Consider the following 24,530-nt stretch of genomic DNA (forward strand, 5'->3'; position numbering starts at 1 on the left):
ACAGGACCGCGAAGGAGGCAACGGGGCCTACGGCAGCATCGGATAACTGCCCGTGCTCGTCGGGGCGTGCTCGGGAAGCCACAGCACCGCCACCGCCCCCTCGGCGGGCACGTCCTCGGGCGCGCCGGCCGGGCGTACGTTGCGGAAGGTCAGACGGGCGCCGAGCACCCGGGCCTGGCCGGCCGCGATGGTCAGGCCCAGGCCGTGGCCCTGGCCCGCGCGGTCGGACGCGCCGGTACGGAAACGGCGCGGGCCGTCGGCCAGCAGGTCCTCCGGGAACCCCGGACCGTGATCGCGGACCCGGATCACACGGCCCTCGACGGAGACCTCGATCGGCGGTTCGCCGTGCTTCGCCGCGTTGGCGAGCAGATTGAAGAGGACGCGTTCCAGACGGCGCGGGTCCGTCGTGACCTCCGACTCGTGGACGACCTGTACCGCGATGTCCGCGTCCTTCGCGGCGACGCGCCGCGCCACGAACTCGCCCAGCATGATGTCCTGCAACTCGGCCCGCTCGGAGGCGCTGTCGAGCCGGGCCACCTCCAGAACGTCCTCCACCAGCGTGCGCATCGCCTGGGCACGGTCGCGGACCAGCTCCGAGGGGCGCCCCGGAGGCAGGAGTTCCGCCGCCGTCAGGAGACCCGTGACCGGAGTGCGCAGTTCATGCGCGATGTCCGCCGTCACTCTCCGCTCGGCCTCGATGCGCTGCTGGAGCGCGTCCGCCATGGCGTCCACGGCCCGCGCGAGGTCGTCGGTCTCGTCGCGTACGACACCGCCGATCGCGTCCCGGACCCGTACGTTCGTCTCGCCCTTGGCGACCTGGTTCGCCGCCGCCGCGGCCTCGCGCAGCCGGCGCGACATCTGCCCGCCGATGAGCACTCCGAGCGCGCAGCCACCGAACACGACCGCGATCGAGCCGATGACCAGGGCCTGATCGAGGTCCTGCATGATGTCCGCGCTGCGGTCGGTGAACCGGGTGTGCAGGGACAGCACCCTGCCGTCCTTCAGCGGCACCGCGGCCCATATGTCCGGCACGCCGTGCGGGCCGTCGGCGACATACGTGGCGCGCCGGCCCTCCGACACCTTCGCCAGCAGGTCCGGAGGGATCGTGGGGTCGTCGACCCGCACCCCGAACGCCCCCGGGTTCTGCTGGCGTCCCGACTCGTACATGCGCTGGGCGACCCGGATCCGCTCGTCCGCCAGGTCACGGGAGTTGTCCAGCATCGACACGCGTGCCGCGTTGTGCACGACCAGACTCAGCGCGAGCGCCACCAGCGCGCCCACCAGGGCGATCGCCGCGCTGAGCTTCCAGCGCAGACCGGTGCGCAGGCCGAAGCCCGTGCGCGTCAGCCGCCCGGCCAGCCGCCCGGCCAGTCGCCCGGTCAGCCGTCCCACAGGGCCACCTGCCGGCCGTCCCACGGGGCCTGTCGGTCGTCCCACGTCTGTACCTCTGTGCCTCTGTGCCGCTGAACCTCTGAACGTCTGTGGCTCTGTCACCCTTGCTCAGGCCTTGAGCTTGTAGCCGAAGCCGCGGACGGTCTCGATCCGGTCCTGACCGATCTTCGTGCGCAGCCGCTGCACATGGACGTCCACGACCCGGGTGTCCCCGCCCCAGCCGTAGTCCCACACGCGTTCGAGCAGCTTGTCACGGGACAGCACCGTGCCGGGCGCCGAGGAGAACTCCAGCAGCAGCCGCATCTCGGTCGGCGTCAACGCCACCGGCCGCCCGGACCGCCGTACCTCCATGCCCTCGGTGTCGACCTCCAGCTCACCGAAGGTCAGGACGCCGCGGACCGCGCCCGCCCCATGGCCGTCCCCCTTCGCTCCGCCGCCGCTCGCGTGCCCGAACCGCCGCAGGACCGCCCGGATGCGCGCGACCAGCACGGCACCGTCGAACGGTTTGGTCACGTAGTCGTCGGCGCCCGCCTCCAGGCCGAGGACGACGTCGATGGAGTCGGCACGGGCCGACAGCATGATCACGGGAACGGTCGACTCGTCCCGGATGCGCCGGCAGAGACTGACCCCGTCCAGGCCCGGCAGCATCACGTCCAGCAGCGCGATGTCGGGGCGGTCGGCGCGGAACGCGTCCAGGCCGGCCAGCCCGTCGGGCACGGCGGTGACCGCGAAGCCGTCCCGCTCCAGCGCGAGTTGGGTGGCCTCGCGGATGACGTCGTCGTCCTCGACGAACAGGACGTGGGTCTGCTCTGCCATCCGTTGCCCTCAGTTGCTCTCTGTCGGCTTCAGTGACTCCGCGGGCGTCGCCGTGGGCGCCGGGACCGGCTCCGAGGTGTCCGTGTCACCCACCGCGCTGCTGTAGTCGTTGTGCGTACGGGATTCTTCCGTGAAGCGGTTCATGGCCCAGCGGTAGGTGATCACTTCCTCGCTGGACGGGAACTCGACCGGGTCGCCCTTGCTGTAGAGCTGCTGGGTCACCACCAGGGCGCCGCGGTCGATCTCGGCGTACACCGGGGGCTCCTCGGCCCTGAAGACGTTCTCATAGCCGCCGCGCTTCGCCCGGTACACGTACGAGGCGACGCCGACCGCGTCCCGGCAGGTCATCACGTTGACCACGATGTCGCTGGCGGATCCGCCGGTCAGCCTGCCGTACGACACGTCGACCGGGTACTCGTCGGCCACGCACGGCTGGAGATCCCGCTTGACCGCTTTGCTGACCCGGGGGTCCGCCTTGACCAGTTCGACCACCTGGGCCGTGGGCTCACGGCTCTCGGTGGGCGAGGCGGTGGGCGAGGCGGTGCCCTTGGCCCGTGAGTCGTTGCCTGCTGGGCCCTCGTCGCGGGCGCCGGTGCCGCCGGTGGCGCAGGCGGCGGCGAAAAGCCCGAGGGCGGTGACCACGGCCACCGCCGTGATCACCGCCTTCAGGGCCTGGCCGGTGCCGTTCGGCACCGGCCGGTTGCTCAGGCCGCGCAACGCTCCCGCTCCTTACTGGGTTCGAGCGCGCGGGCGGCGCGTTCTTCCTGGTCCCGGCTCTCCAGCTCCTCGCGGAGCCGGGCCAGCGCCCGGTGCAGCGTGCTCTTGACCGTTCCGGCCGACATGCCCAGGGCTGCGGCCGTCTCCTCCGTGGACATCTGCTCCCAGTGTCGCAGCACCACGACGCTGCGTTGCTTGGGAGCGAGCACCTTCATCACATCCATCAGCAGGGCGCGGTCCGCGTGCTGCTCGGTGGGGTCGTCGACGCAGGCGTCCGGGAGCTGCTCGGTGGGCACCTCCTCCAGCTTCCGGGCCCGCCACCACTCGGTCCGGGTGTTGATCATCACCCGCCGGAGGTAGGCGTCCGCGAGCCGCTTGTCCGCGATGCCGTCCCAGCGACCGAACGTACGCACGAGCGCCGTCTGCAACAGGTCCTGTGCGTCGACCGGGTCCGGAACCAGCCGGCGGGCGCTGCGCAGCAGCGCGTCCTGCCGAGTGCGGACGTACTCCTCGAATTCGAGCACCTCGCCGTGCGCCATTCCAACCGCCTCCGTTCCCCGTGTCCCGGCCCGTGTCCCTGCCCGCCGCCGGTCGCTGTCACTTGTCGCCGTACCGCGCTGTTCGTGTGTTCGTGCGGTACGGCAATGAAGCTACGGAGTCGTTGTCACGGGGCTGTCCGAGAGAGCCTGCGGAGAACGCTCGGCTGTCCGTCGGTTGTGTAACGGAAGTAGGGCCGGGTTAAAGAGGCGGGCCCTTTGGGGTGAGGATGGGGTGATTTGTCGGGCGGTGCTGTGTGTCGGTGAGCAGGGGACTGTGACACGGCTGAAGGCGGGGCACAGAGCGGGACCTGAGCAGGCGTGAACGCATACCGGGGGCGACCGCCGTCGGTCACGAGGCGGTCGGCCCCCGTGATCAGGTCAGCGGCAGGCGGTACAGGCCGCCCGGCAGGGGCTCCACCAGTCCGTCGGAGACCAGCCCGTCGAGGGCGCGGGCACGCTGCACGGGCTCGTCCCACACGCGGTCGAGTACGGCCTGCGGTACGGGCGCGAGGGCTTCCCGCAGCACGGCGAGGAGCTTGCCGCGGACCTGACGGTCGGTGCCGGCGTACGTCTGGCCGCGGCGGGCCGGACCGTCGTGCGCGGGCTTCCCGGCGAGCCGCCACGCGCACTGCGCGGCGATCGGGCAGCGCTGGCACGTCTCGTTCTTCGCCGTGCACACCAGGGCGCCGAGCTCCATGGTGGCGGCGGCCCAACGGGAGGCGGTGCGCTCGTCGTCGGGCAGCAGTTCGCGGGCGAGCCTGCGCTCGGCGGCGGTCGTCGCGTTCGGCGGGTACTGCACGCCGGTGACCGCGCGGGAGAGGACGCGACGGACGTTGGTGTCGAGGACGGCGTGCCGCTGCCCGTACGCGAACGACGCCACCGCGGCGGCCGTGTACTCACCGATACCGGGCAGCGCGAGCAACTGCGCGTGCTCCGTCGGTACGTCGCCGCCGTGCCGTTCCGTTATGGCGACCGCGGCGCCGTGCAGCCGGAGGGCGCGCCGCGGGTAACCGAGGCGGCCCCAGGCGCGTACGGCCTCTCCGGGTGCCTCCTTGGCGAGGTCGGCGGGGCGGGGCCAGCGGGCCAACCACTGCTCGTAGACGGGCAGCACGCGGTTGACGGGGGTCTGCTGCAGCATGAACTCACTGACCATCACCCCCCAGGACCCGGCCTCCGGCCGCCGCCACGGCAGGTCACGGGCGTGTGCGTCGAACCAGTCGATGACCGGCTCGTGAAGGGTGCCTCCGGCGGACGTCGGCATGGTGGGGGTGTGGGAGCTCGGGGTGTGCGTGGGTGCAGTCATGGCACTTCGATCCTGCCATGCAGAGGTGGCGGAGTGTGCGTATCGGGTTGCGGTGGGTGGGTCGTGGCCGTCCCCGAGCACGGACGGCACCCGCGAGGCGCCGTATCCAGGATGATGATCCGGAGAAAGTGGTGCGGGGTGGCGGGGTGGGGCCAGGTAAGTGGCGGATCTCTCGTACAGTTTGCGGCGTGGGATCTTTGCGCAATCCGGTCGGGCCGCTTCCCTCCTCCATCTACTGGCGTCGGAGGGCTGTTCTGCTGACCGTCGTCGCCCTGTTGGCGCTGCTGGCCACCTGGGTCGTCGCCGGCAGCGGCGGGAACGGCAAGGACACCGCGGACGGGTCCGACGGCAAGAACCCGGCGCACTCGATCACACCGGGCCCCACCGGTTCCGGGCCCGCCATCAGCGAAGCTCCCGGCGGGCGCGACGAGTCACCCGGAGGCGACACCTCTGGTTCCGGTGACGGTTCGGGCGGCTCGGGCGGATCGGACAACGCGAACGACGGCTCCGGGTCGGGGGGCACCGGTGGTTCCGGTTCGAGCGGCGGTTCGAGTGGCGGTTCAGGTGGTGGCTCCGGAAGCGGCGCCTCCGGCGAGCAGGTCCCGGCCGGGTCGGGCCTGCCCAACTGCACTGCCGGTGCGGTCAAGTTGACGGTGCGCAGCGAGCAGAACTCGTACGAGCCCGGTGAGAAGCCCACCTTCGAGTTGATCGCCCGGAACTCCTCGGGCAGCGACTGCAAGGTGGATCTCGGCCCGAGGAAAACGGTGGTGACGGTCACCCAGGCCGACGGCGACGACGAGATCTGGTCCTCGGCCGACTGCCCGCAGAGCGCCGGCAGCCTCACGTTCCGCGTGCGCGCCGAGGGCAGCGCCACCTACACCGTCGCCTGGGACCGCAAGCACAGTGCCCCCAACTGCGCGACCCCGCCGAGCGGTTCGGCCCCGGCGGGCACGTACCTGGTGGAGGCGAAGGCTCCGGGGCTGGCCAAGGCGCAGACGTCGTTCGTACTGGCGAAGGACTAGAAGGTCCAGAGACCGGAAGGACTAGAGGGACCGGAAGGGCCAGAAGGCCCAGAAGGCCCAAAGGGCTGGGCGGCTGAGCCCTGGACCGCTGGACATACCTCTAGACATACCGCTCAAGAATCGACGACTCCGCCAGCCGCGACAGCCCCTCCCGCACGCTGCGCGCCCGCGCCTCGCCGACGCCGTCGACCGTCTGGAGGTCGTCCACGCTCGCCGCGAGCAGCTTCTGCAGGCCGCCGAAGTGCTCCACCAGCCGGTCGATGATGGCGCCCGGCAGTCGCGGCACCTTGGCCAGCAGCCGGAAACCGCGCGGCGACACGGCGGAGTCCATCCCCTCGGGGGAGCCCGTGTAGCCCAGCGCCTTCGCCACCGTGGACAGTTCGAGCAGCTCCGCGTGCGTGAGCGCGTCGAGCTCGGCGAGGGCCTCGTCGACCGTACGGGAACGTTTGGCCGTCGGCTCGGGCACGTAGTCCCGGACCACCAGTTCGCGCTCCGGCTCCACGCCCGCGATCAACTCGTCCAGCTGCAGGGCGAGGAGACGTCCGTCCGTGCCCAGCTCCACGACGTACTCGGCGATCTCCGTGGCGATGCGGCGCACCATCTCCAGCCGCTGGGCCACCGCCGAGACGTCACGGACCGTCACGAGGTCCTCGATCTCCAGGGCGGAGAGGGTGCCCGCGACCTCGTCCAGGCGGAGCTTGTACCGCTCCAGGGTCGCGAGGGCCTGGTTGGCCCGGGAGAGGATCGCCGCCGAGTCCTCCAGGACACGGCGCTGCCCGTCGACGTACAGCGCGATGAGCCGCATGGACTGGGAGACCGAGACGACCGGGAAGCCCACCTGCCGGGAGACGCGGTCCGCCGTGCGGTGCCGGGTGCCCGTCTCCTCCGTGGGGATCGTCGGGTCGGGCACCAGCTGCACGCCGGCCCGCAGGATCTTCGACAGGTCCGAGGACAGGACGATGCCCCCGTCGAGCTTGCACAGCTCTCTCAGCCGCGTCGCCGTGAACTCGACGTCCAGGACGAAGCCGCCGGTGCACAGTGCCTCGACGGTCTTGTCGGAGCCCAGGACGATGAGCCCGCCGGTGTTGCCGCGGAGTACCCGCTCCAGTCCGTCGCGCATGGCCGTACCCGGCGCCACAGCGCTCAGAGAGGTGCGCATCAGGCCATCGGAACCGGCACTCCCACCGGACTTTCCGGGAGCTGCCACCCGGTCGTTGGCTGCCACTGCACTCCTCCGGTCGCAGGTTCTGGGGCGCTCCCGTTTCGCACACCTGGTTCGTACGGACGGGCGAGACCTGGGCAAAGTCTACCGGCGGTCCTCCGCCTCCCGTGGGGCGTCTCGTCGACGGGAGCGTGGAAGGACTCTGAGCGCGTCCCCCATGTCGGCCACTTCCAGGACCTTCATACCGGGCGGAATCCTGCCAGGATCGCCCGGTACGAGGGCGTGCGTGAAACCGAGGCGGTGAGCTTCGGCGAGGCGTCGCTGGACGCCCGTGACGCGTCTCACTTCGCCCGCGAGGCCCACCTCGCCGATCGCGACGAGGTTCTTGGGCAGCGGGGTGTCACTCGCGGCCGACGCCAGCGCGAGCGCGATCGCGAGGTCCGCGGCCGGCTCCGAGAGCTTCACGCCGCCGACCGTCGCGGAGTAGATGTCCCTTTTGCCCAGTGCGCTGATCCGGCCGCGCTGCTCCAGGACGGCAAGCATCATCGAGACGCGGGAGGTCTCCAGGCCGGAGGTCGTACGGCGCGGGGAGGGAATCTGCGAGTCGACCGTGAGCGCCTGGACTTCCGCCACCAGCGGGCGGCGGCCCTCCAGCGTCACGGTGAGGCAGGTGCCGGGCACCGGCTCGTCGCGCCGGGTCAGGAACAGGCCGCTCGGATCGGCCAGTCCCGTGATGCCCTCGTCGTGCAACTCGAAGCAGCCGACCTCGTCCGTCGCCCCGTAGCGGTTCTTGACGCCTCGTACGAGCCGCAGGCGCGCGTGCCGGTCGCCCTCGAAGTGCAGCACCACGTCCACGAGGTGCTCCAGCAGGCGCGGACCCGCGATCGCGCCGTCCTTCGTGACATGGCCCACAAGGAGGGTGGCCATGCCGCGCTCCTTGGAGGCGCGGATCAGGGCTCCGGCGACCTCGCGGACCTGGGCCATGCCGCCGGGGGCGCCGTCGATCTCCGGGGACGCGACGGTCTGTACCGAGTCGAGGATCAGCAGTGACGGCTTCACCGCGTCCAAGTGGCCCAGCACGGCGGCCAGGTCGGTCTCCGCCGCGAGGTACAGGTCGTCATGGATGGCGCCGATGCGGTCGGCGCGCAGCCGGACCTGGCTCGCCGACTCCTCGCCCGTGACATACAACGTGCGGTGCTCGCCGCCCGCCGCCTTGGCCGCCACGTCCAGCAGCAGCGTGGACTTGCCGACGCCGGGCTCGCCCGCGAGGAGGACGACGGCTCCGGGGACGAGACCGCCGCCGAGGACCCGGTCCAGCTCGGGCACGCCGGTGGAGCGGGCGGTGGCCTGGCGCCCGTCGACCTGGCCGATCGGCACAGCAGACGTCGTGACGCGTCCCGGTGCCGTCGTACGGACGGCGGGCGTGCCGTACTCCTCGACCGTCCCCCATGCCTGGCATTCGGGGCAACGGCCGAGCCACTTGGCCGTCTGCCAGCCGCACTCGGTGCAGCGGTAGGACGGCCGGTCCTTGGTGGTCTTCGTACGGGCAGCCATGGACGAAACCGTAACGGAGCGCACCGACAACGCGGCCCCGCTTCATGGGGGCTGCGTCCCGAGGCGCCCCGAGGCCCCGTGTTCTGGCCCACCCGTCCGGGTCCGGGCGGCGGAATCAGGCGTTCCTGTCCCCTTATGAGGGATCGTTTCACCCGTACGGAGTAAATGTGCGCAAGGAAGAAGAAGGGACCATTGCCCGCCGCATACGGTCCCATGGGTGATGAGCAGCACCCCGCAGATCTCCACCCGCACCGTCGGCGCACACCGAGCGCACCGCGAGGCGCGCGACCGGGCGGCCACGCGCACCCGCACACAGCGCCCGCCCGCCCGCCACGAGCCCTATGAGCCGTACCTGGACGGCCTGTTCACCTACTGCCTGTCCGTCCTGTGCGACCACGACGCGGCGACCGCCGCCCTGGCCGACGGCCTGGCCCTCGCCGAGCGCCGCCGGGGCCCCGAAACCCCCGACGACCGCCGGGCCTGGCTGTACGCGCTGGCCCGCTGGACGTGTCTGCGCACACTGGCCGAGGCCAAGCAGAAACGTCAGGGCGTGCATGCCCTCGCCCGCCACGGCGCCGAGAAGCAGCGCGCTCAGAAACCCGCACCCGGCCTCTCCACGGAGGTCCAGGCACAGCGGCAGCGCGAACTCGCCCTGCTCGCCTGGCCCGAGGCCGCCGGCACGACACCCGAGCAGCGCGAGGCGCTCGAACTCGCCGTACGCCACCAGCTCGCCGCCCAGGAGGTCGCCGCCGTCATCGGCCGGACCCCCGCCGCCGCACGCGAACTGCTCGCCTCCGCCGCCTGCGAGGTGGAGCGCACCCGCGCCGCCCTCGCCGTCGTCGAGACCAGAGCCTGCCCGAGCGTCGCCCGGCTCACCGGCGACCACCAGCTCGTCCTCAGCGCCACCCTGCGCCGCGAACTCGTCCGGCACGTCGACGACTGCCCCCACTGCCGCCGCACCGCCGAGCGCGCCACCCCCGGCCGCTGGCCCGGCACCAGCGTCACACCCGCCGCGCTTCCCGTACTCGAAGCGCCGCGCGCCGCCCTGTCCTCAGCGATGGCCCACCTCACGCGCGCACGTGGCGGTGCCCCACGCTTCGACCGGCGCGGCTTTCCCCTGGACCCCAGGGACCGCGCGGCCCGCCGCGACCGCCTGCGCGCGCGTGCCGTGACGACGACCGTCGTCGCCACCGTCGTCGCCGCGCCCGTCCTCGCCCTCTGGGCCGCCTACCGGGGGGCGCCCCCGACCGGCGAGGGCGGCGGCGACCGCACCGCCACCGCACACGAGAGCCAGGGCCCCGACGCGCTCGCAGGCGGGGACGCGGGCGAGTACGAGAACGCCGGCAACGCCAGCGCCAGGCCGGACGCCCGCTACGACGACACGGGCAAGCACGGCTCCGACGTCTCCGTGGAGGTCGTCAGCACCCCCGGAAAGGCCACCGGAACACTCACGGTGAAGGCCGCCGGCCGTGGCGACACCACGCTCATCACCCTCACCGCGTCCGGGACCTCACCGGTCCACTGGTCCGCGTACACCGGCCAGGACTGGCTCTACCTCAGCCGGTCCTCGGGAACGCTCGCCCCCGGCACATCGTTGACGATCAGGGTGTACGTCGATCATCTGCGCGAGCCGGCCGGGTACTGGAGGGCACAGGTGTCCATCGGGCCCACGGGAGCCGTCGTCACCATCGAGGGGTACGGGAGCGCTCCGCTGCCGAGCCCTCCGCGGCCCACCGCGCCCCGGCCGCAGCCCACGCCGAGCGCCCCTCCTCCGACGTCCGCGCCCGAGCCCACGCCCAGTGCCCCGGAGCCCACGGAACCGACGCCGACCCCGTCGGACCCGACCCCGTCGGACCCGGGCACCGGATCCGACCCGGGGCCCAGCGGCAGTGGCGAGGCGAGCCCCTCGGCGGGGTAGCCGGAATGCGGGAGCGCCTCCTTCGGGCGCAGCCCCCTCAGCCCGCCGGATTCACCGATCCGCCGGATTCACCGATCCGCTGGATCCGCCGGATGCGGGGCCACCAGCGGCAGCCGCGACGCCAGGCGCTCCTCGCAGAGCTCGGCCAACCGGTCGTACCCCGCCTTGCCCATCAGTTCGATCAGCTCCGGACGGTAGGAGACGTACACCGGCCGGCCCGCTCCGTGCGCCGAGGTCGCCGACGTGCACCACCAGTGCAGGTCGTGCCCGCCCGGTCCCCAGCCGCGCCGGTCGTACTCGCCGATGGAGATCTGGAGCACCCGGGTGTCGTCGGGCCGGTCGATCCACTCGTACGTCCGCCGGATCGGCAGCTGCCAGCAGACGTCCGGCTTCGTCTCCAGGGGCTCACGGCCCTCCTTGAGCGCCAGGATGTGCAGCGAGCAGCCCGCGCCCCCCGGGAAGCCCGGCCGGTTCTGGAAGATGCACGAGCCCTGGTACGGGCGGGTCTGACGCTCCCCGTCCTCGTCCTCGGAGACCCAGCCGGTCTTCGTGCCCACGTCGTGGTGCTGCCAGATCTCGGGTGTGAGCCTCGCCACGTGTTCGGCCACCCGCTTCTCGTCGTCCTCCTCGGAGAAGTGCGCGCCCAGCGTGCAGCAGCCGTCGTCCGCGCGGCCCGCCTGGATGCCCTGGCAGCCGCTTCCGAAGACGCAGTTCCAGCGGGAGGTCAGCCAGGTCAGATCGCAGCGGAAGACCTGCTCGTCGTCCGCCGGATCAGGGAACTCCACCCACGCGCGCGCGAAGTCGAGCCCCTTCTCGTCGGACTCCGGGGCGGTGTCCGGAGCATCCTTCCGTGGCTTCTTGGACGTGGCAGGCTTCGCCTGCGAAGAACCCTTGGAGGATTCGGCGGCCGTGACCGACTTCGCCGACTTGGCCCCCTCGGTCGACTTGGCCCCCTCGGTCGACTTGGCTCCCTTGGTCGCCTTGGCCGCCTTGTCGTCCTTCGCCTTTTTCGTCTTTGGCACGGGTCCAGAGTAAGACCACGCGGCGACAACGAGGACTGCGCGGGCTCCCACTGGCAGTAGCGTTCCGTACATGAGACTCGGTGTCCTCGACGTGGGTTCGAACACGGTGCATCTGCTGGTCGTGGATGCACACCCAGGCGCGCGCCCGCTCCCCGCGCACTCGCACAAGGCGGAGCTGCGGCTCGCTCAACTGCTCGATGACACCGGGGCGATCGGCCCCGAGGGTGTCGAGAGGCTGATAGGCGTCGTCCATGAGGCGCTGCAGGCCGCCGAGGACAAGGGTGTCGAGTCCGTGCTGCCGTTCGCCACGTCCGCCGTGCGCGAGGCCGGCAACGCGGACGACGTCCTCGCGCGCGTACGCGCCGAGACGGGCGTCGAGCTGACGGTCCTGACCGGCGAGGAGGAGGCACGCCTGACCTTCCTGGCCGTACGCCGCTGGTTCGGCTGGTCGGCGGGCAAACTGCTGGTCCTGGACATCGGCGGCGGCTCCCTGGAGATCGCGTACGGCATGGACGAGGAGCCGCAGCGGGCGGTGTCGCTGCCGCTCGGCGCGGGTCGGCTGACGGCCGCCTGGCTGCCGGGGGACCCGCCCGACCCGGCGGACATAAGGGCGCTCCGTCGCCATGTGCGGGCGGAGATCGCCCGTACCGTGGGGGAGTTCAGCCGCTTCGGCGCCCCCGACCATGTGGTCGCCACGTCGAAGACCTTCAAGCAGCTGGCCCGGCTGGCCGGCGCCGCCCGCTCCGCCGAAGGTCTCTACGTCCAGCGCGAGCTGAAGCGGAGTTCCCTGGAGGCCTGGGTGCCGAAGCTCGCCGGGATGACCGCCGCCCAGCGCGCGGACCTCCCCGGAGTCTCCGAGGGCCGCGCCGGCCAGCTCCTCGCGGGCGCCCTGGTCGCCGAGGGCGCCATGGACCTCTTCGGCGTGGACAACCTGGAGGTCTGCCCCTGGGCACTGCGCGAGGGCGTCATCCTCCGCCGCCTGGACCACATGGGTTCGTCGTAGGACGCCGGGGTGCAGCCCCGAAAGGGGCGCGGGGAACTGCGCGCCCAGCCACAGACACCCCGCACCCGCCCACGGCGAAACCCACGACGGCGGGCAGGCGCCCACGGCGAAGTCCACAACGGAGCAAAAGGCACCCCGGCCCGCCCGCCGGAGGCACAGGTCATCCACCTCCCCGGCCCACAGACCGAGACCACCCCGTAATCTGTCCCCGTGGCAGAACCAGTGGTGCGCATCCCGGATGCGAAGGTCGCGCTGTCCACGGCCTCCGTGTATCCGGAGTCGACGGCGACGGCTTTCGAGATCGCCGCGCGCCTCGGGTACGACGGAATCGAGGTCATGGTGTGGACCGACCCGGTCAGCCAGGACATCGAGGCCCTGCGCCGCCTCAGCGACTACCACCAGATCCCCGTCCTCGCCGTCCACGCCCCCTGCCTGCTCATCACCCAGCGCGTGTGGTCCACCGACCCCTGGATCAAGCTCCAGCGCGCCCAGGCCGCCGCGGAGAAGCTCGGCGCCGGCACCGTCGTCGTCCACCCGCCCTTCCGCTGGCAGCGCCAGTACGCCCGTGACTTCATCACCGGGATCTGGCGCATGGCGAACGAGACGGACGTACGGTTCGCCGTCGAGAACATGTACCCCTGGCGCTACCGCGACCGCGAGATGCTCGCCTACGCCCCCGACTGGGACGTGACGCGGGACGACTACCGGCACTTCACGATCGACCTCAGCCATGCCGCGACCGCCCGTACCGACGCCCTCCAGATGCTCGACCGCATGGGCGACCGCCTCGGCCACGTCCACCTCGCCGACGGGGGCGGCTCCAACAAGGACGAGCACCTGGTGCCCGGCCGCGGCACCCAGCCCTGCGCCGAGGTGCTGGAGCGCCTCGCGCTCACCGGCTTCGACGGCCACGTGGTCATCGAGGTCAACACCCGCCGCGCGATGTCCGGAGCCGAGCGCGAGGCCGACCTGGCGGAGGCCCTCGCCTTCACCCGGCTGCACCTCGCCTCGGCGGCGAAGGTGCCGCGGCCGTGACCGCGGCCACCCCCCGCCGCAGGGGACGGCCCTCCCGTACGGAATCGGCCGACGCCCCGGCCGCCCGCGACCGCATCCTCGAAGCGGCCCGCGAGGAGTTCTCCGAGCGCGGCTACGACAAGACGTCCGTGCGCGGCATCGCCAAGGCCGCCGGGGTGGACTCGGCGCTCGTCCACCACTACTTCGGCACCAAGGAGCAGGTCTTCGAGGCGGCCATCTCGGTCGCCTTCGCACCCGCCCTGGACGCCCCCAAGACGGTCGAGGAGGGCCCTCTCGACAGCGTCGGTGAGCGGCTGACCCGGTTCTTCTTCGGTGTCTGGGAGACCCCGGCGACCCGTACGACCCTCCTCGCGATCGTCCGTTCCGCCGTGAACAACGAGACCGCGGCCGCCGTGTTCCGCCGCATCGTCGTCGCGCAGCTGCTGCGCCGCATCGCCGGCCGGCTGGACCTCCCGGACGCCGAGATCCGCGCGGAACTCGCCGCCGCGCAGCTCGTGGGCATCGCCATGCTGCGGTACGTGATCAGGGTCGACCCGCTGGCGTCCGCGGACCCGGAGCAGATCATCGCGCGGGTGGCGCCGGTGGTGCAGGCGCACCTGACCCGGCCGTGAGCCGCCTCCTCTCCCCCCGAGACACTCATCCCGCATTCCGGACACCGTGTCCACCCCTTGGTTCACGGGGCGTAGGCTCGGCAACAGTCAGAAGTCTCTGAAGTCTCTGATCGCAGTCTCAAAGGAGCGAGCGCGATGCCCGAGCTGAGGTCCCGCACAGTCACCCACGGCCGCAACATGGCGGGCGCCCGTGCCCTTATGCGGGCCTCCGGTGTACCGGGCGCGGACATCGGGCGGAAGCCGATCATCGCGGTGGCCAACTCCTTCACCGAGTTCGTGCCGGGCCACACCCACCTCCAGCCGGTCGGCCGGATCGTCTCCGAGGCCATCCGGGAGGCGGGCGGCATCCCACGCGAGTTCAACACGATCGCGGTCGACGACGGCATCGCGATGGGCCACGGCGGCATGCTGTACTCGCTGCCCTCCCGCGACCTGATCGCGGACAGCGTGGAGTACATGGTCGAGGCCCACTGCGCCGACGCCCTGATCTGCATCTCCAACTGCGACAAGATCACCCCGGGCATGCTGAACGCGGCCCTCCGCCTGAACATCCCCACGGTCTTCGTCTCCGGCGGCCCCATGGAGTCCGGCCGCGCCACGCTCGTCGACGGCACGGTCCGCACGCTCGACCTGGTCGACGCGATCTCCGACGCCGTGAACGACAAGATCTCGGACGAGGACATCCTCCGCATCGAGGAGAACGCCTGTCCGACCTGCGGCTCCTGCTCCGGCATGTTCACCGCCAACTCGATGAACTGTCTGACCGAGGCGATCGGCCTCTCCCTCCCCGGCAACGGCTCGGTCCTGGCCACCCACACGGCCCGCAAGGCGCTGTACGAGGACGCGGCCCGCACCGTCATGGACATCACCCGCCGCTACTACGAGCAGGACGACGCGTCGGTCCTGCCGCGCTCGATCGCCACCTTCGCGGCCTTCGAGAACGCCATGGCCCTCGACATCGCCATGGGCGGCTCCACCAACACGATCCTGCACCTGCTGGCCGCGGCCCAGGAGGCGGAGGTCCCCTTCGGCCTGAACGAGATCGACGCGGTTTCGCGCCGGGTGCCCTGTCTCGCGAAGGTCGCCCCGAACGTCGCCAAGACGCGCACGTACTACATGGAGGACGTGCACCGCGCCGGCGGCATCCCCGCCCTGCTCGGCGAACTGCACCGCGCCGGCCTGCTCAACGAGGACGTCCACGCGGTGCACAGCCCGTCCCTGGCGGACTGGCTGAAGACCTGGGACGTGCGCGGCGGGTCCCCGTCCCCCGAGGCGGTCGAGCTGTGGCACGCGGCCCCCGGCTGCGTCCGCTCCGCCGAGGCCTTCTCCCAGTCCGAGCGCTGGGAGGCCCTGGACGAGGACGCCGAGGACGGCTGCATCCGCTCCGTGGAGCACGCGTACTCCAAGGACGGCGGCCTGGCCGTCCTCAAGGGCAACCTGGCCGTCGACGGCTGCGTGGTGAAGACGGCCGGCGTCGACGAGTCGATCTGGACGTTCGAGGGCCCGGCGGTGGTCTGCGAGTCGCAGGAGGATGCCGTCCAGAAGATCCTCACCCAGCAGGTCAAGGAGGGCGACGTCGTCGTCATCCGCTACGAGGGCCCCAAGGGCGGCCCCGGCATGCAGGAGATGCTCTACCCGACCTCGTACCTGAAGGGCCGCGGCCTCGGCAAGGCGTGCGCCCTGATCACGGACGGCCGCTTCTCCGGCGGCACCTCGGGCCTGTCCATCGGCCACGCCTCCCCGGAGGCGGCGTCCGGCGGCACGATCGCGCTCGTCGAGGACGGCGACCGCATCCGCATCGACATCCCGAACCGGACGATCGAGCTCCTCGTGGACGACGCCGAACTCTCCCGCCGCGAGCAGGCCCTGAACGGCGCGTACGTCCCCAAGAACCGCGACCGCAAGGTCTCCGCCGCCCTCCGCGCCTACGCCGCGATGGCCACGAGCGCCGACAAGGGCGCGGTGCGGGACGTGACGAAACTGGGCTGACACCGCTCGGCGTACGTCCGCTGGGTATGTCCGCTGCGTACGTCCTTCGCCTACGTCTTCTCCGCATACAGGGGGCCGATCCTTCGGGAGCGGCAGGGAGCGGCCCCCTGTATGCGCATGTGTGTGCGCATGTCACCAACCTGAAGGGTCGCCCCGGTCCACCGCGAACACCGTTCCGTCGGGTGCGCCCGCGCAGACCCGGTCCCCGGCGACCACGGGCACGGGCAGCACGGCCGAGACCCGGTCGGAGTGCTCGCCGAGCCGTGGCGATGTCTGCCCCAGGAGCTTGCCCGTGTCGGCGTCCACGGCCAGCAGACGCCCGTCGGGAGCCATGACGTACACGCGCTCGCCGTCCGCGACGGGCGTGGAACCCCGGCTCACGGAGGTCTCCAGGCTCCATCGCTGCTTCCCAGTGCCCATGTCGACGGCCACCAGCGAACCACCGGTGGCCGCGAGGAACACCGTGTCGCCGCGCACGGCGGCGACGGCCTGCTGGCGCTGCACCGGCAGCCGCACCTGGAGCGACTTCCTGTTCTCCGGGTCGTAGCGGACGACGGCGTTCGCGTCCTGGTACACGTTGTCGACGGCGAGGAAGAAGAGGCGCCCCTCCTCGCTGCCGACGGGTTGCAGGAAGCCCCGCAGCCGCGCGTCCCACCGCACGTCCCCCGAGACCGGGTCCACCGCGGTGACCCGTGTGCTCGACCCGTCGTCGGCCGCGGTCACCAGATAGGCCAGGCGGTCGCCGTCGAACGAGGTGACCAACGCTTCCCTGTGCCCCTGGATCGGGTGACTCCACTTCTTCTCACCGGTCGCGCCGTCCAGACCGGTGACCGTGCCGTCGGCGGAGCCGAGCAGGACCATGCCACCCACGGAACGCGTGTTGTCGTACGCGGCCACGTCCTGCTCCCAGCGTTTCCTGCCCGAGCCGGGGTCGAGCGCCTCCAGACGCTGGTCACCGCCCGCCCACACGTGCACCAGCCCACCCGACACGACAGGCGGCCCGGTCACCTCCCCCTCGGCGATGGCGTGCCGCCACAGCACGCTGCCGTCGGCCGGGTCGAGAGCGGAGACCAGCCCCGGCTGCGCGCAGAGCAGCTTCCCCTCCCCGTACGAGCACCGAGGCGTGCCTCCGGCCGAGGCCCCGCCGGCCGTAGAGCCGCCGGCCGTGGGGTCGCCCTTCGCCGACGCGGGCTTCGCGGACGCGGGCTTCGTCTCCCAGGGCTTCACACCCGCCGACGCGGACGCGGCCGGGGGAGCGCCCTCCTGCTCCCCGGGAACACCGCCACCCAGCAACTGAACCGTGCCGAGCGCCGCCCCCACGGCGAGGACCACGGCTCCGGCGACGAGGAGCACCCGTCTGCGCAGACGAGGGGCGCCAGTGGCATCGGCCGCCTCGGCGCTCTCGGCGGACGCGCCGCTCTCGTCTCTCTCGTCCCTCTGGTCTCTCTCGTCCCTCTCGGACAGGCCGTCCCGCTTCGCCGGGCGGCCGCCGGTTGCGGCAGCCCCACCCGACTGCTCGACCGCGCCATCCACCTGCTCCATCGCGGTGTCCGCCCGCTGGGCCGGTATGAAGGACTGGGTGTCGTACAGGGCGGCCACGGACCGGAGTTCGCGCATCAACTCGTCCGGCGTGGGCCGGTCCTCGGGCTCCTTGGCGAGGCAGCGCAGGACGAGCGGTGCGAGGTTCTCCGGTACGCCGGTGATGTCCGGCTCGTCATGCACGACCTGGTACGCGACCACGTACGGGCTGTCGGAGTCGAACGGCCCGCGCCCCGTCGCCGCGTGCACGATCACCGAGCCCAGCGCGAAGATGTCGGCCGCGGGCCCGACCTCTCTCGGGCGACGGAACTGCTCGGGCGCCATGAACGGCGGAGTGCCGATCAACTTCCCGGTCTCGGTCCTCAGTTCGCTGTCCTTCGGCCGGGAAATGCCGAAGTCGATGACCTTGGGGCCGTCCTCGGCGAGCAGTACGTTGCTGGGCTTCAGGTCCCGATGGACGACGCCGACCCGGTGGATGTCACGCAGCGCCTCCGCCAGCCCGGCCATGAGCCGACGCAGCTGGGCCGCAGTCATCGGACCGTTCCGCTTCACATGATCCGCGAGTGTCGGCGCGGGAATGAAGAGGGTGGCCATCCAGGGGAGCGCGGCATCCGGGTCGGCGTCGACGACGGGCGCGGTGAAGGCACCGCTCACCCTCCGCGCGGCGCCGACCTCCTGCCGGAACCGTCCCCGGAACTCAGGATCCTTGGCGAACTCGGCGTGCACCACCTTGACCGCCAGCCGCAGCCCGGAGGCCGAACTGGCCAGATGGACGACACCCATGCCGCCGGAGCCCAGACGCGACTCCAGGCGGTACTGACCGGCGTACTCGGGAAGTTCCGCTTCCGTGCCCGTTCCGGCGTTCGGCTGTGGCGTCATGGACTCACCCCCGTGCTGTTCGTCCGCACGCGCGACGCACGAGCCTAGTCGATGACTCGTACGGGACAGAGGCGGCTTGCTAGCCTCGCCATGCCAAGAGCGCACATGTGTGCGTGGCCGGATTTAGGGGAATCATCGCGACCCCATGTCGATCATGGGTTCAACGGGGGAGATTCGCATGTCTGTTGACCGCGTCCAGGAGACAGAGCACAGAGAAGACATAAGGGACACAGGGGGCGCCGGGGGCGCTGGGGGCGCAGAAGGAAAAGAAGACTCGGAGGCGGTCACGGCCTCCGTGACCGCGGCCGTTCGCTACTACTCGGTCGCACCGGGCGTCCGTCTCAACGTCCGCAGCGGCCCGGGCACCAACTACAGCCTCGTCCGCGTCCTGCCCGAGGGCGCCCGAGTCCCGATCTACTGCCAGCGTCCCGGCGAAACGATCAGCGGCCCCTACGGCACCACGAACCTCTGGGACAACATCGCCGACGGCGACTACGTCTCAGACGCGTACGTCTACACGGGAAGCGACGGGTACGTGGCACCGCGCTGCTCATAATGACGGCCAGGCTGGACTCGACTTACCCGCGCCGTGCCCGCGCAACAGACGCGGGCACGGCCCCGGCCCCGGACCTCTGGCAGCGTGGCGCGACAGCTGATGGAGTCACCCGGAGCGGCTGCGGGCCCAGCGGAGCCCGCCTCCATGACCGCAGCCATAATTGCCGCGTGAGCGACGAGCAGAGCGGCATACCGGTCAACGGCACTCCAGCCCATCCCACCGCGGCGACCCCCAAGGGCCCGCGCCCCGAACCCATCCGGTTCTTCGGGACGACCTGGCTCAACCACGACAACGGCTACCGGGCCCGCCGCGCGGCGGTGTCCGCCGGCTCGCTCGCAGCGGCCGCGGCCGCTTGCGTGGTACTCCGGCTGGCCTACCAGGGTCTGCAGATCGCGGCCGTGGGCGGCTGGGTCGGCCTGCTCATCGTGGTGATGTTCGCGGCCTGCAGTGCGCTGGCCTTCGGCCACACCTGGGGCGCGTTCACCAAGCGCCCCGACCCCGACCGCCAGGCCTCCCTGCGCGGCCTCATGACCATCGGCTTCGTCGGCTCCCTCCTTGCCTACTTCCTCCGCTCCCTCACCGAGGCCCCCGGCGAGAAGCTCCACCGCGAGGAGTACGAGAAGGCCCGCGCCCAGTACGACCGCCGCACAACCCGCCGCACAGGCAACCCGGCGCGCCGCCGCGGTTAGGCCGGTGCGGCGGTAATCCGGGGGGATCCGGTGTGGCGCCGGCCGCCCGGCCCCTACGGTGAAACACCGGCGCCTCCGACACCCCCTGGATAGAGGCCCAGTGGATAGAGGCCCAGAGCCAACGCATCGACGCGTACCTCGGCGGCCACTCGGTCTTCCTGGTCCTCGGCGAGGAGGCCACCCACACCTTCCTCACCGAGGAGCGCGCCCTACTCCTCGACATGTCCTTGAGTGGCATGGCCGAAGAGGTCTACGACGTCGGACTGATCTCGTACCTCGCCCTGACCCTCGTCCCGTCCGGCGGCCACAGATCTTCGGGTAGGCCGGCACACGGAGGCGGTGCGAACCCGTCCAGCGGCTCCGGAAACCGCAGGGTCTGGGCACCGCCTGTCACCCGCACCACCATGGTCACCCGCACACCACCATCTCCTTTCTCCCGCCATGCCCGCCTCGCACGCGCGAGGGCCGAAAGGCCCCAGCGAATTCCAGGAGCGAGGCTTGACGCCTCCACCCCGCACGCGCACTATTCATCGCATGATGAATTCCGTGTCGGACCCGCCCGACCACCCGGCCGTCCGGGCCCAGGACCTCTCGATCGTCCGCGGCTCCCGCACGGTCCTCCGCTCCCTTGACTTCACTGTCCCGCCCGGCCAGATCACCGGGCTGCTCGGCCCCTCGGGGTGCGGCAAGTCCACACTGATGCGCGCAATCGTCGGCACCCAGGCCAAGGTCATGGGCACCCTGGAGGTCCTTGGCCTCCCCGCCGGCGCGACCCCCCTCCGCTCCCGAATCGGCTACGTCACCCAAGCCCCCTCCGTCTACGACGACCTCACCGTCCGCCAGAACCTCGACTACTTCGCCGCGATCCTCGACCCCGGGCGCGCGGCCGCCGAGCGCCGCCGAGCAAGCGTCACCCGTGCCATCACCGACGTCGACCTCACCTCCCACGCCGACGCCCTCGCGGGCAACCTCTCCGGAGGCCAACGCAGCCGCGTCTCCCTGGCCGTCGCCCTCCTGGGCACCCCGGAACTCCTCGTCCTCGACGAACCCACGGTCGGCCTGGACCCCGTCCTCCGCCGAGACCTCTGGACCCTGTTCCACACCATCGCCGCAGACCGCGGCGCGACCCTGCTGATCTCCTCCCACGTCATGGACGAGGCCGAGCGTTGCCACCGTCTCCTCCTGATGCGCGAGGGCCAACTCCTCGCCGACGACACCCCCGACGCCCTGCGCACCCGCACCGGCGCCGAGACCGTTGAAGCCGCGTTCCTGCACCTGGTCGACGAGGCCGTCGCGGCGAGCGCCCCAGAGAAGGAGCGGGCCCGATGACCACTCCGCCCCCACCCCCGACGACCACCGCGCACACGAGTCCGAACACCGCCGCACCCGCCCCCGGCTCCCGAAACTCGCGGAACTCGCTGAGCGCGATCAACTACTTCCGTACGACGGCGACGGCCACCCGCGTCCTGCGCCAACTGGCCCACGACCCCCGCACCATCGCGCTGCTGCTCCTCATCCCGTGCGTGATGCTCTTCCTGCTCCGCTACGTGTTCGACGGCAGCCCGCGCACCTTCGACAGCATCGGCGCATCGCTGCTGGGCATCTTCCCCCTGATCACGATGTTCCTGGTCACGTCCATCGCCACCCTGCGCGAACGCACCTCCGGCACCCTCGAACGCCTCCTCACCATGCCCCTCGGCAAGGCCGACCTCATCGCGGGCTACGCCCTGGCCTTCGGCACCCTGGCGATCATCCAGTCAGCCTTGGCCACCGGCCTGGCCGTCTGGTTCCTGGACCTGGACGTCACCGGCTCCCCCTGGCTCCTCCTCGTCGTCGCGGTCCTGGACGCCCTCCTCGGCACCGCCCTGGGCCTCTTCGTCTCGGCCTTCGCCGCCTCCGAGTTCCAGGCGGTCCAGTTCATGCCCGCCGTGATCTTCCCTCAACTCCTCCTCTGCGGCCTCTTCACCCCGCGCCCTGACATGCACCCCGTCCTGGAAGCCATCTCCAACGCCCTTCCCATGTCCTACGCGGTCGACGGCATGAACGAGGTCCTCAAGCACACCGACGTGACTGCCAACTTCATCCGCGACGTCCTGATCGTGGCCGGCTGCGCCCTCCTGGTCTTGGGCCTGGGAGCCGCCACCCTGAGGCGCCGAACAACATGACTCGTGCCGCGCCCCCGTCCCCTACCCGTCCCGCCTGGGGGCTCCGCCCAAGGGGGCCGGGTCAAAGCCCCGAAGTCTGGGGCGGGGCGCGACCTCGAAGGGTGGCGGGCTGCGGCGGCGGGAGCCCAACCCCCTCCGGGCCACCCAGGCTCCACATCCCGCCCACCGGACAGTTCCCACCCAACCGGCACCCCCAGTGCGAGGATGACCCCAGGACGACGCACCCCCGGAGGGCACCCGCACCATGACCCAGAAAGTCGCAGTCCTCGGCACAGGAAAGATCGGCGAAGCCCTGCTCAGCGGCATGATCCGAGCAGGCTGGGCCCCGCAGGACCTCCTGGTCACCGCGCGCCGCCCCGAGCGAGCAGAAGAACTCCGCACCCGCTACGGAGTCACCCCGGTCACCAACCCCGAGGCCGCCAAGACCGCCGAAACCCTCATCCTCACGGTCAAGCCCCAGGACATGACCACCCTCCTCGACGAACTCGCCCCGCACATCCCCACCGACCGCCTGGTCATCAGCGGCGCAGCGGGTATCACCACCTCCCTCATCGAGGAGCACCTGGCCCAGGGCACCCCCGTCGTCCGCGTCATGACGAACACCCCCGCCCTCGTCGACGAGGCCATGTCCGTGATCTCCGCCGGCAGCCACGCCAGCCAGGCCGACCTCGCCCATGCCGAGGAAATCTTCGGCGCCGTCGGCAAGACACTCCGCGTACCCGAGACGCAGCAGGACGCCTGCACCGCCCTCTCCGGCTCGGGCCCGGCGTACTTCTTCTACCTGGTCGAAGCCATGACCGACGCGGGCATCCTGCTCGGCCTGCCCCGCGACAAGGCCCACGACCTCATCGTCCAGTCCGCCATCGGTGCCGCCACCATGCTCCGCGACAGCGGCGAACACCCCGTCAAACTCCGCGAGAACGTCACCTCCCCCGCAGGCACCACGATCAACGCCATCCGCGAACTGGAGAACCACGGCGTACGAGCCGCTCTCATCGCCGCCCTCGAAGCGGCCCGCGACCGCAGCCGCGAGCTCGCCTCCGGCAGCAACAGCTAGGAACCCCGGGCGGAGCGGGGCCCACCCCCTGCTCCACCCCTGCTCCATGCGCCGCTCCTTATACAGGCGGCAGCAACCCGATCGCCCGATACGCCGCGTCCACCCTCGGCCGCGCCATCTCCCTGGCCCGCTCCGCGCCATTCCGCAGTACCCCCTCCACGTACGCAGGATCCGCGCACAACTCCTTGTGCCTCTCCTGTACGGGCCTGAGAACCTCGACCACGGCCTCTGCGGTGTCCTTCTTCAAAGCGCCGTACGACTCGTATACACCGCTCAGGTCCTCGGGGTTCCCACCCTCACAGGCCGCGAGGATCTCCAGCAGATTCGTGACCCCCGGGCGCCCCTCCCGGTCGTAAGCGACCTCCCGACCGCTGTCGGTCACGGCCCGCATGACCTTCTTCCGCACGACGTCGGGCTCGTCCAGCAGATAGACGATCCCCGGCCCGACGTCCTCGCTCTTCCCCATCTTCGCCGTCGGCTCCTGCAGGTTCATGACCCGCGCCGCGACCTTCGGATGCGTCGCCCGGGGCACCACGAAGGTGTGCCCGTACCGCTGGTTGAACCGCACCGCCAGATCCCGGGTCAGCTCCACGTGCTGCGCCTGATCGTCGCCCACCGGCACCTCGTCGGCCCCGTACGCAAGGATGTCGGCCGCCATCAGCACGGGATACGTCAGCAACGACAGCCGCACACTCCCACCCCGCGCCCCCTCGCGCGCCGCCTTCTCCTTGTACTGGATCATGCGCCGCATCTCCCCATCAGTGGCGACGCATTCCAGCACGTACGACAACCGCGGATGCTCGTCCACATGACTCTGCACGAACACGGTGCACACCTCGGGATCGAGCCCGGACGCCAACAACAGCGTCGCGGCCTGCCGACTGAGCCTGCGCACCCGCGCCGGATCATGGTCCACGGTCAGCGCGTGCAGATCGACGATGCAGAACAGCGCATCCGCCTGGTGCTGGTCGACCGCAGCCCACCGCCGCATGGCTCCCAGATAGTTCCCCAGCGTCAGATGCCCGGTCGGCTTCACCCCACTGAAGACCCGCGTCATCTCCCTCTCCACCTCTCCGGTCAGGACCGCCACTGCCCGCCGGCCGGGTCCTCCAGGAGGGAGAAACAAGAACGGCCGCCGAAGCGGCGGCCGTTGAGTGCATACGTGCGTACGGCCGCCGTCAGGCGGCCCACCACAGTTGGGTGTACGTACGCGTAGTCATGGAGGCCAGACTACGCCCCAGGAGTGGCCCCCGTGAGCGAGTTGACACGCCCTGACGCGGTACGTAGTGTTCTCCGGGTTGCCCGACGTGAGCGCCGACTCCGGTCGGTCCCCGGGCAGCCACTCCGCAGGTACCAACCGACAAACGGCGATCCGTCGTCGTGGCATTGTCATGCGTATTTACGGAATGAGGAATCCGCGTTCGAAAGGACGCAGCCCCCGATTAGCTCGGGAGCCGGGAATCCGCTAAAGTCTCACTCGTCGGAACGGCCCAGCGGCCGCGAAGACAAACTCCCGCCGACTGGGAATCAGGCCCGAAAGGATCTGATAGAGTCGGAAACAC

21 protein-coding genes are annotated in these 24,530 nt (G+C 71.2%); 11 read left to right on the forward strand and 10 right to left on the reverse strand.

All coding sequences use genetic code 11. The features are described 5' to 3' along the window. Positions 1-27 precede the first annotated feature (27 nt). From cseC to IE262_RS38725, 5 genes are all read right to left on the reverse strand, one after another. Positions 28-1,437, reverse strand: a complete 1,410-nt coding sequence (gene cseC / locus IE262_RS38705) for a two-component system sensor histidine kinase CseC (RefSeq protein ID WP_373305237.1) — start codon at positions 1,435-1,437, stop codon at positions 28-30. A gap of 63 nt (positions 1,438-1,500) precedes the next feature. Beyond that, positions 1,501-2,208: a two-component system response regulator CseB gene (gene cseB, locus IE262_RS38710; RefSeq protein WP_134042614.1), complete on the reverse strand. Its 708-nt coding sequence runs from the start codon at positions 2,206-2,208 to the stop codon at positions 1,501-1,503. Between the two features lie 9 nt (positions 2,209-2,217). Next, positions 2,218-2,925, reverse strand: a complete 708-nt coding sequence (locus IE262_RS38715) for a hypothetical protein (RefSeq protein WP_134042616.1) — start codon at positions 2,923-2,925, stop codon at positions 2,218-2,220. After that, positions 2,913-3,464 (reverse strand): SigE family RNA polymerase sigma factor, encoded by a 552-nt coding sequence (locus IE262_RS38720; RefSeq protein ID WP_134042619.1) that lies wholly within the window; start codon positions 3,462-3,464, stop codon positions 2,913-2,915. The genes IE262_RS38715 and IE262_RS38720 overlap by 13 nt, the downstream gene beginning before the upstream one ends. 373 nt (positions 3,465-3,837) lie before the next feature. Beyond that, positions 3,838-4,767, reverse strand: coding sequence for an HhH-GPD family protein (locus tag IE262_RS38725; protein ID WP_373305238.1), 930 nt, complete (start codon positions 4,765-4,767; stop codon positions 3,838-3,840). 188 nt (positions 4,768-4,955) lie between these two features. Between IE262_RS38725 and IE262_RS38730 the strand changes: the two genes are divergently transcribed. Beyond that, positions 4,956-5,789 (forward strand): hypothetical protein, encoded by an 834-nt coding sequence (locus tag IE262_RS38730; protein WP_189880301.1) that lies wholly within the window; start codon positions 4,956-4,958, stop codon positions 5,787-5,789. Between the two features lie 100 nt (positions 5,790-5,889). On the opposite strand, the gene disA is transcribed toward IE262_RS38730, so the two are convergent. Together disA and radA are read right to left on the reverse strand one after the other, a co-directional pair. After that, positions 5,890-7,014 carry a DNA integrity scanning diadenylate cyclase DisA gene (gene disA / locus IE262_RS38735; RefSeq protein ID WP_134042624.1) on the reverse strand — a complete coding sequence of 375 codons (1,125 nt, stop codon included), beginning with the start codon at positions 7,012-7,014 and terminating at the stop codon, positions 5,890-5,892. 81 nt (positions 7,015-7,095) lie between these two features. Continuing rightward, positions 7,096-8,505, reverse strand: a complete 1,410-nt coding sequence (gene radA / locus IE262_RS38740; RefSeq protein WP_134042626.1) for a DNA repair protein RadA — start codon at positions 8,503-8,505, stop codon at positions 7,096-7,098. A 217-nt stretch (positions 8,506-8,722) separates the two neighbouring features. Here radA and IE262_RS38745 point away from each other — a divergent pair, with 217 nt between their 5' ends. Next, positions 8,723-10,423: a BACON domain-containing protein gene (locus tag IE262_RS38745; RefSeq protein WP_189880303.1), complete on the forward strand. Its 1,701-nt coding sequence runs from the start codon at positions 8,723-8,725 to the stop codon at positions 10,421-10,423. Between the two features lie 68 nt (positions 10,424-10,491). On the opposite strand, the gene IE262_RS38750 is transcribed toward IE262_RS38745, so the two are convergent. Then, entirely contained in the window at positions 10,492-11,445 is a 954-nt protein-coding gene (locus tag IE262_RS38750) for a DUF3109 family protein (protein ID WP_189880305.1), read from the reverse strand. 70 nt (positions 11,446-11,515) lie between these two features. Between IE262_RS38750 and IE262_RS38755 the strand changes: the two genes are divergently transcribed. The 4 genes from IE262_RS38755 to ilvD all read left to right on the forward strand — a co-directional run bounded on the left by IE262_RS38755 (position 11,516) and on the right by ilvD (position 16,083). Continuing rightward, positions 11,516-12,448 carry a Ppx/GppA family phosphatase gene (locus tag IE262_RS38755; protein ID WP_134042633.1) on the forward strand — a complete coding sequence of 311 codons (933 nt, stop codon included), beginning with the start codon at positions 11,516-11,518 and terminating at the stop codon, positions 12,446-12,448. Positions 12,449-12,658: 210 nt separating this feature from the next. Next, positions 12,659-13,483, forward strand: a complete 825-nt coding sequence (locus IE262_RS38760; RefSeq protein ID WP_134042635.1) for a sugar phosphate isomerase/epimerase family protein — start codon at positions 12,659-12,661, stop codon at positions 13,481-13,483. Further along, a complete protein-coding gene (locus tag IE262_RS38765) occupies positions 13,480-14,094 on the forward strand; it encodes a TetR/AcrR family transcriptional regulator (RefSeq protein WP_134042637.1) in 615 nt (204 codons plus the stop codon). The genes IE262_RS38760 and IE262_RS38765 overlap by 4 nt, the downstream gene beginning before the upstream one ends. A 135-nt stretch (positions 14,095-14,229) precedes the next feature. Beyond that, a complete protein-coding gene (gene ilvD / locus IE262_RS38770; RefSeq protein WP_189880307.1) occupies positions 14,230-16,083 on the forward strand; it encodes a dihydroxy-acid dehydratase in 1,854 nt (617 codons plus the stop codon). A 132-nt stretch (positions 16,084-16,215) separates the two neighbouring features. Here ilvD and IE262_RS38775 read toward each other — a convergent pair whose 3' ends face one another. Continuing rightward, positions 16,216-18,501, reverse strand: a complete 2,286-nt coding sequence (locus tag IE262_RS38775; RefSeq protein WP_189880309.1) for a serine/threonine-protein kinase — start codon at positions 18,499-18,501, stop codon at positions 16,216-16,218. A gap of 178 nt (positions 18,502-18,679) precedes the next feature. Here IE262_RS38775 and IE262_RS38780 point away from each other — a divergent pair, with 178 nt between their 5' ends. The 5 genes from IE262_RS38780 to proC all read left to right on the forward strand — a co-directional run bounded on the left by IE262_RS38780 (position 18,680) and on the right by proC (position 22,968). Then, positions 18,680-19,057, forward strand: a complete 378-nt coding sequence (locus IE262_RS38780; protein ID WP_189880312.1) for an SH3 domain-containing protein — start codon at positions 18,680-18,682, stop codon at positions 19,055-19,057. A 188-nt stretch (positions 19,058-19,245) separates the two neighbouring features. Then, positions 19,246-19,746: an EamA/RhaT family transporter gene (locus tag IE262_RS38785; protein ID WP_134042661.1), complete on the forward strand. Its 501-nt coding sequence runs from the start codon at positions 19,246-19,248 to the stop codon at positions 19,744-19,746. Positions 19,747-20,280: 534 nt separating this feature from the next. Next, the gene (locus tag IE262_RS38790; RefSeq protein WP_134042645.1) at positions 20,281-21,075 is read left to right on the forward strand and encodes an ABC transporter ATP-binding protein; all 795 of its coding nucleotides are present in this window, start codon (positions 20,281-20,283) and stop codon (positions 21,073-21,075) included. After that, on the forward strand, positions 21,072-21,911 hold the full coding sequence (locus tag IE262_RS38795) for an ABC transporter permease (RefSeq protein WP_189880314.1): 840 nt from the start codon (positions 21,072-21,074) through the stop codon (positions 21,909-21,911). The genes IE262_RS38790 and IE262_RS38795 overlap by 4 nt, the downstream gene beginning before the upstream one ends. Positions 21,912-22,155: 244 nt before the next feature. Continuing rightward, positions 22,156-22,968 (forward strand): pyrroline-5-carboxylate reductase, encoded by an 813-nt coding sequence (gene proC, locus IE262_RS38800; protein ID WP_134042647.1) that lies wholly within the window; start codon positions 22,156-22,158, stop codon positions 22,966-22,968. Between the two features lie 58 nt (positions 22,969-23,026). Here proC and trpS read toward each other — a convergent pair whose 3' ends face one another. Further along, positions 23,027-24,025, reverse strand: coding sequence for a tryptophan--tRNA ligase (gene trpS, locus IE262_RS38805; protein ID WP_134042649.1), 999 nt, complete (start codon positions 24,023-24,025; stop codon positions 23,027-23,029). Positions 24,026-24,530: the final 505 nt, after the last annotated feature.

It is taken from the genome of Streptomyces bluensis (assembly GCF_014650715.1).
GTDB lineage: Bacteria > Actinomycetota > Actinomycetes > Streptomycetales > Streptomycetaceae > Streptomyces > Streptomyces bluensis.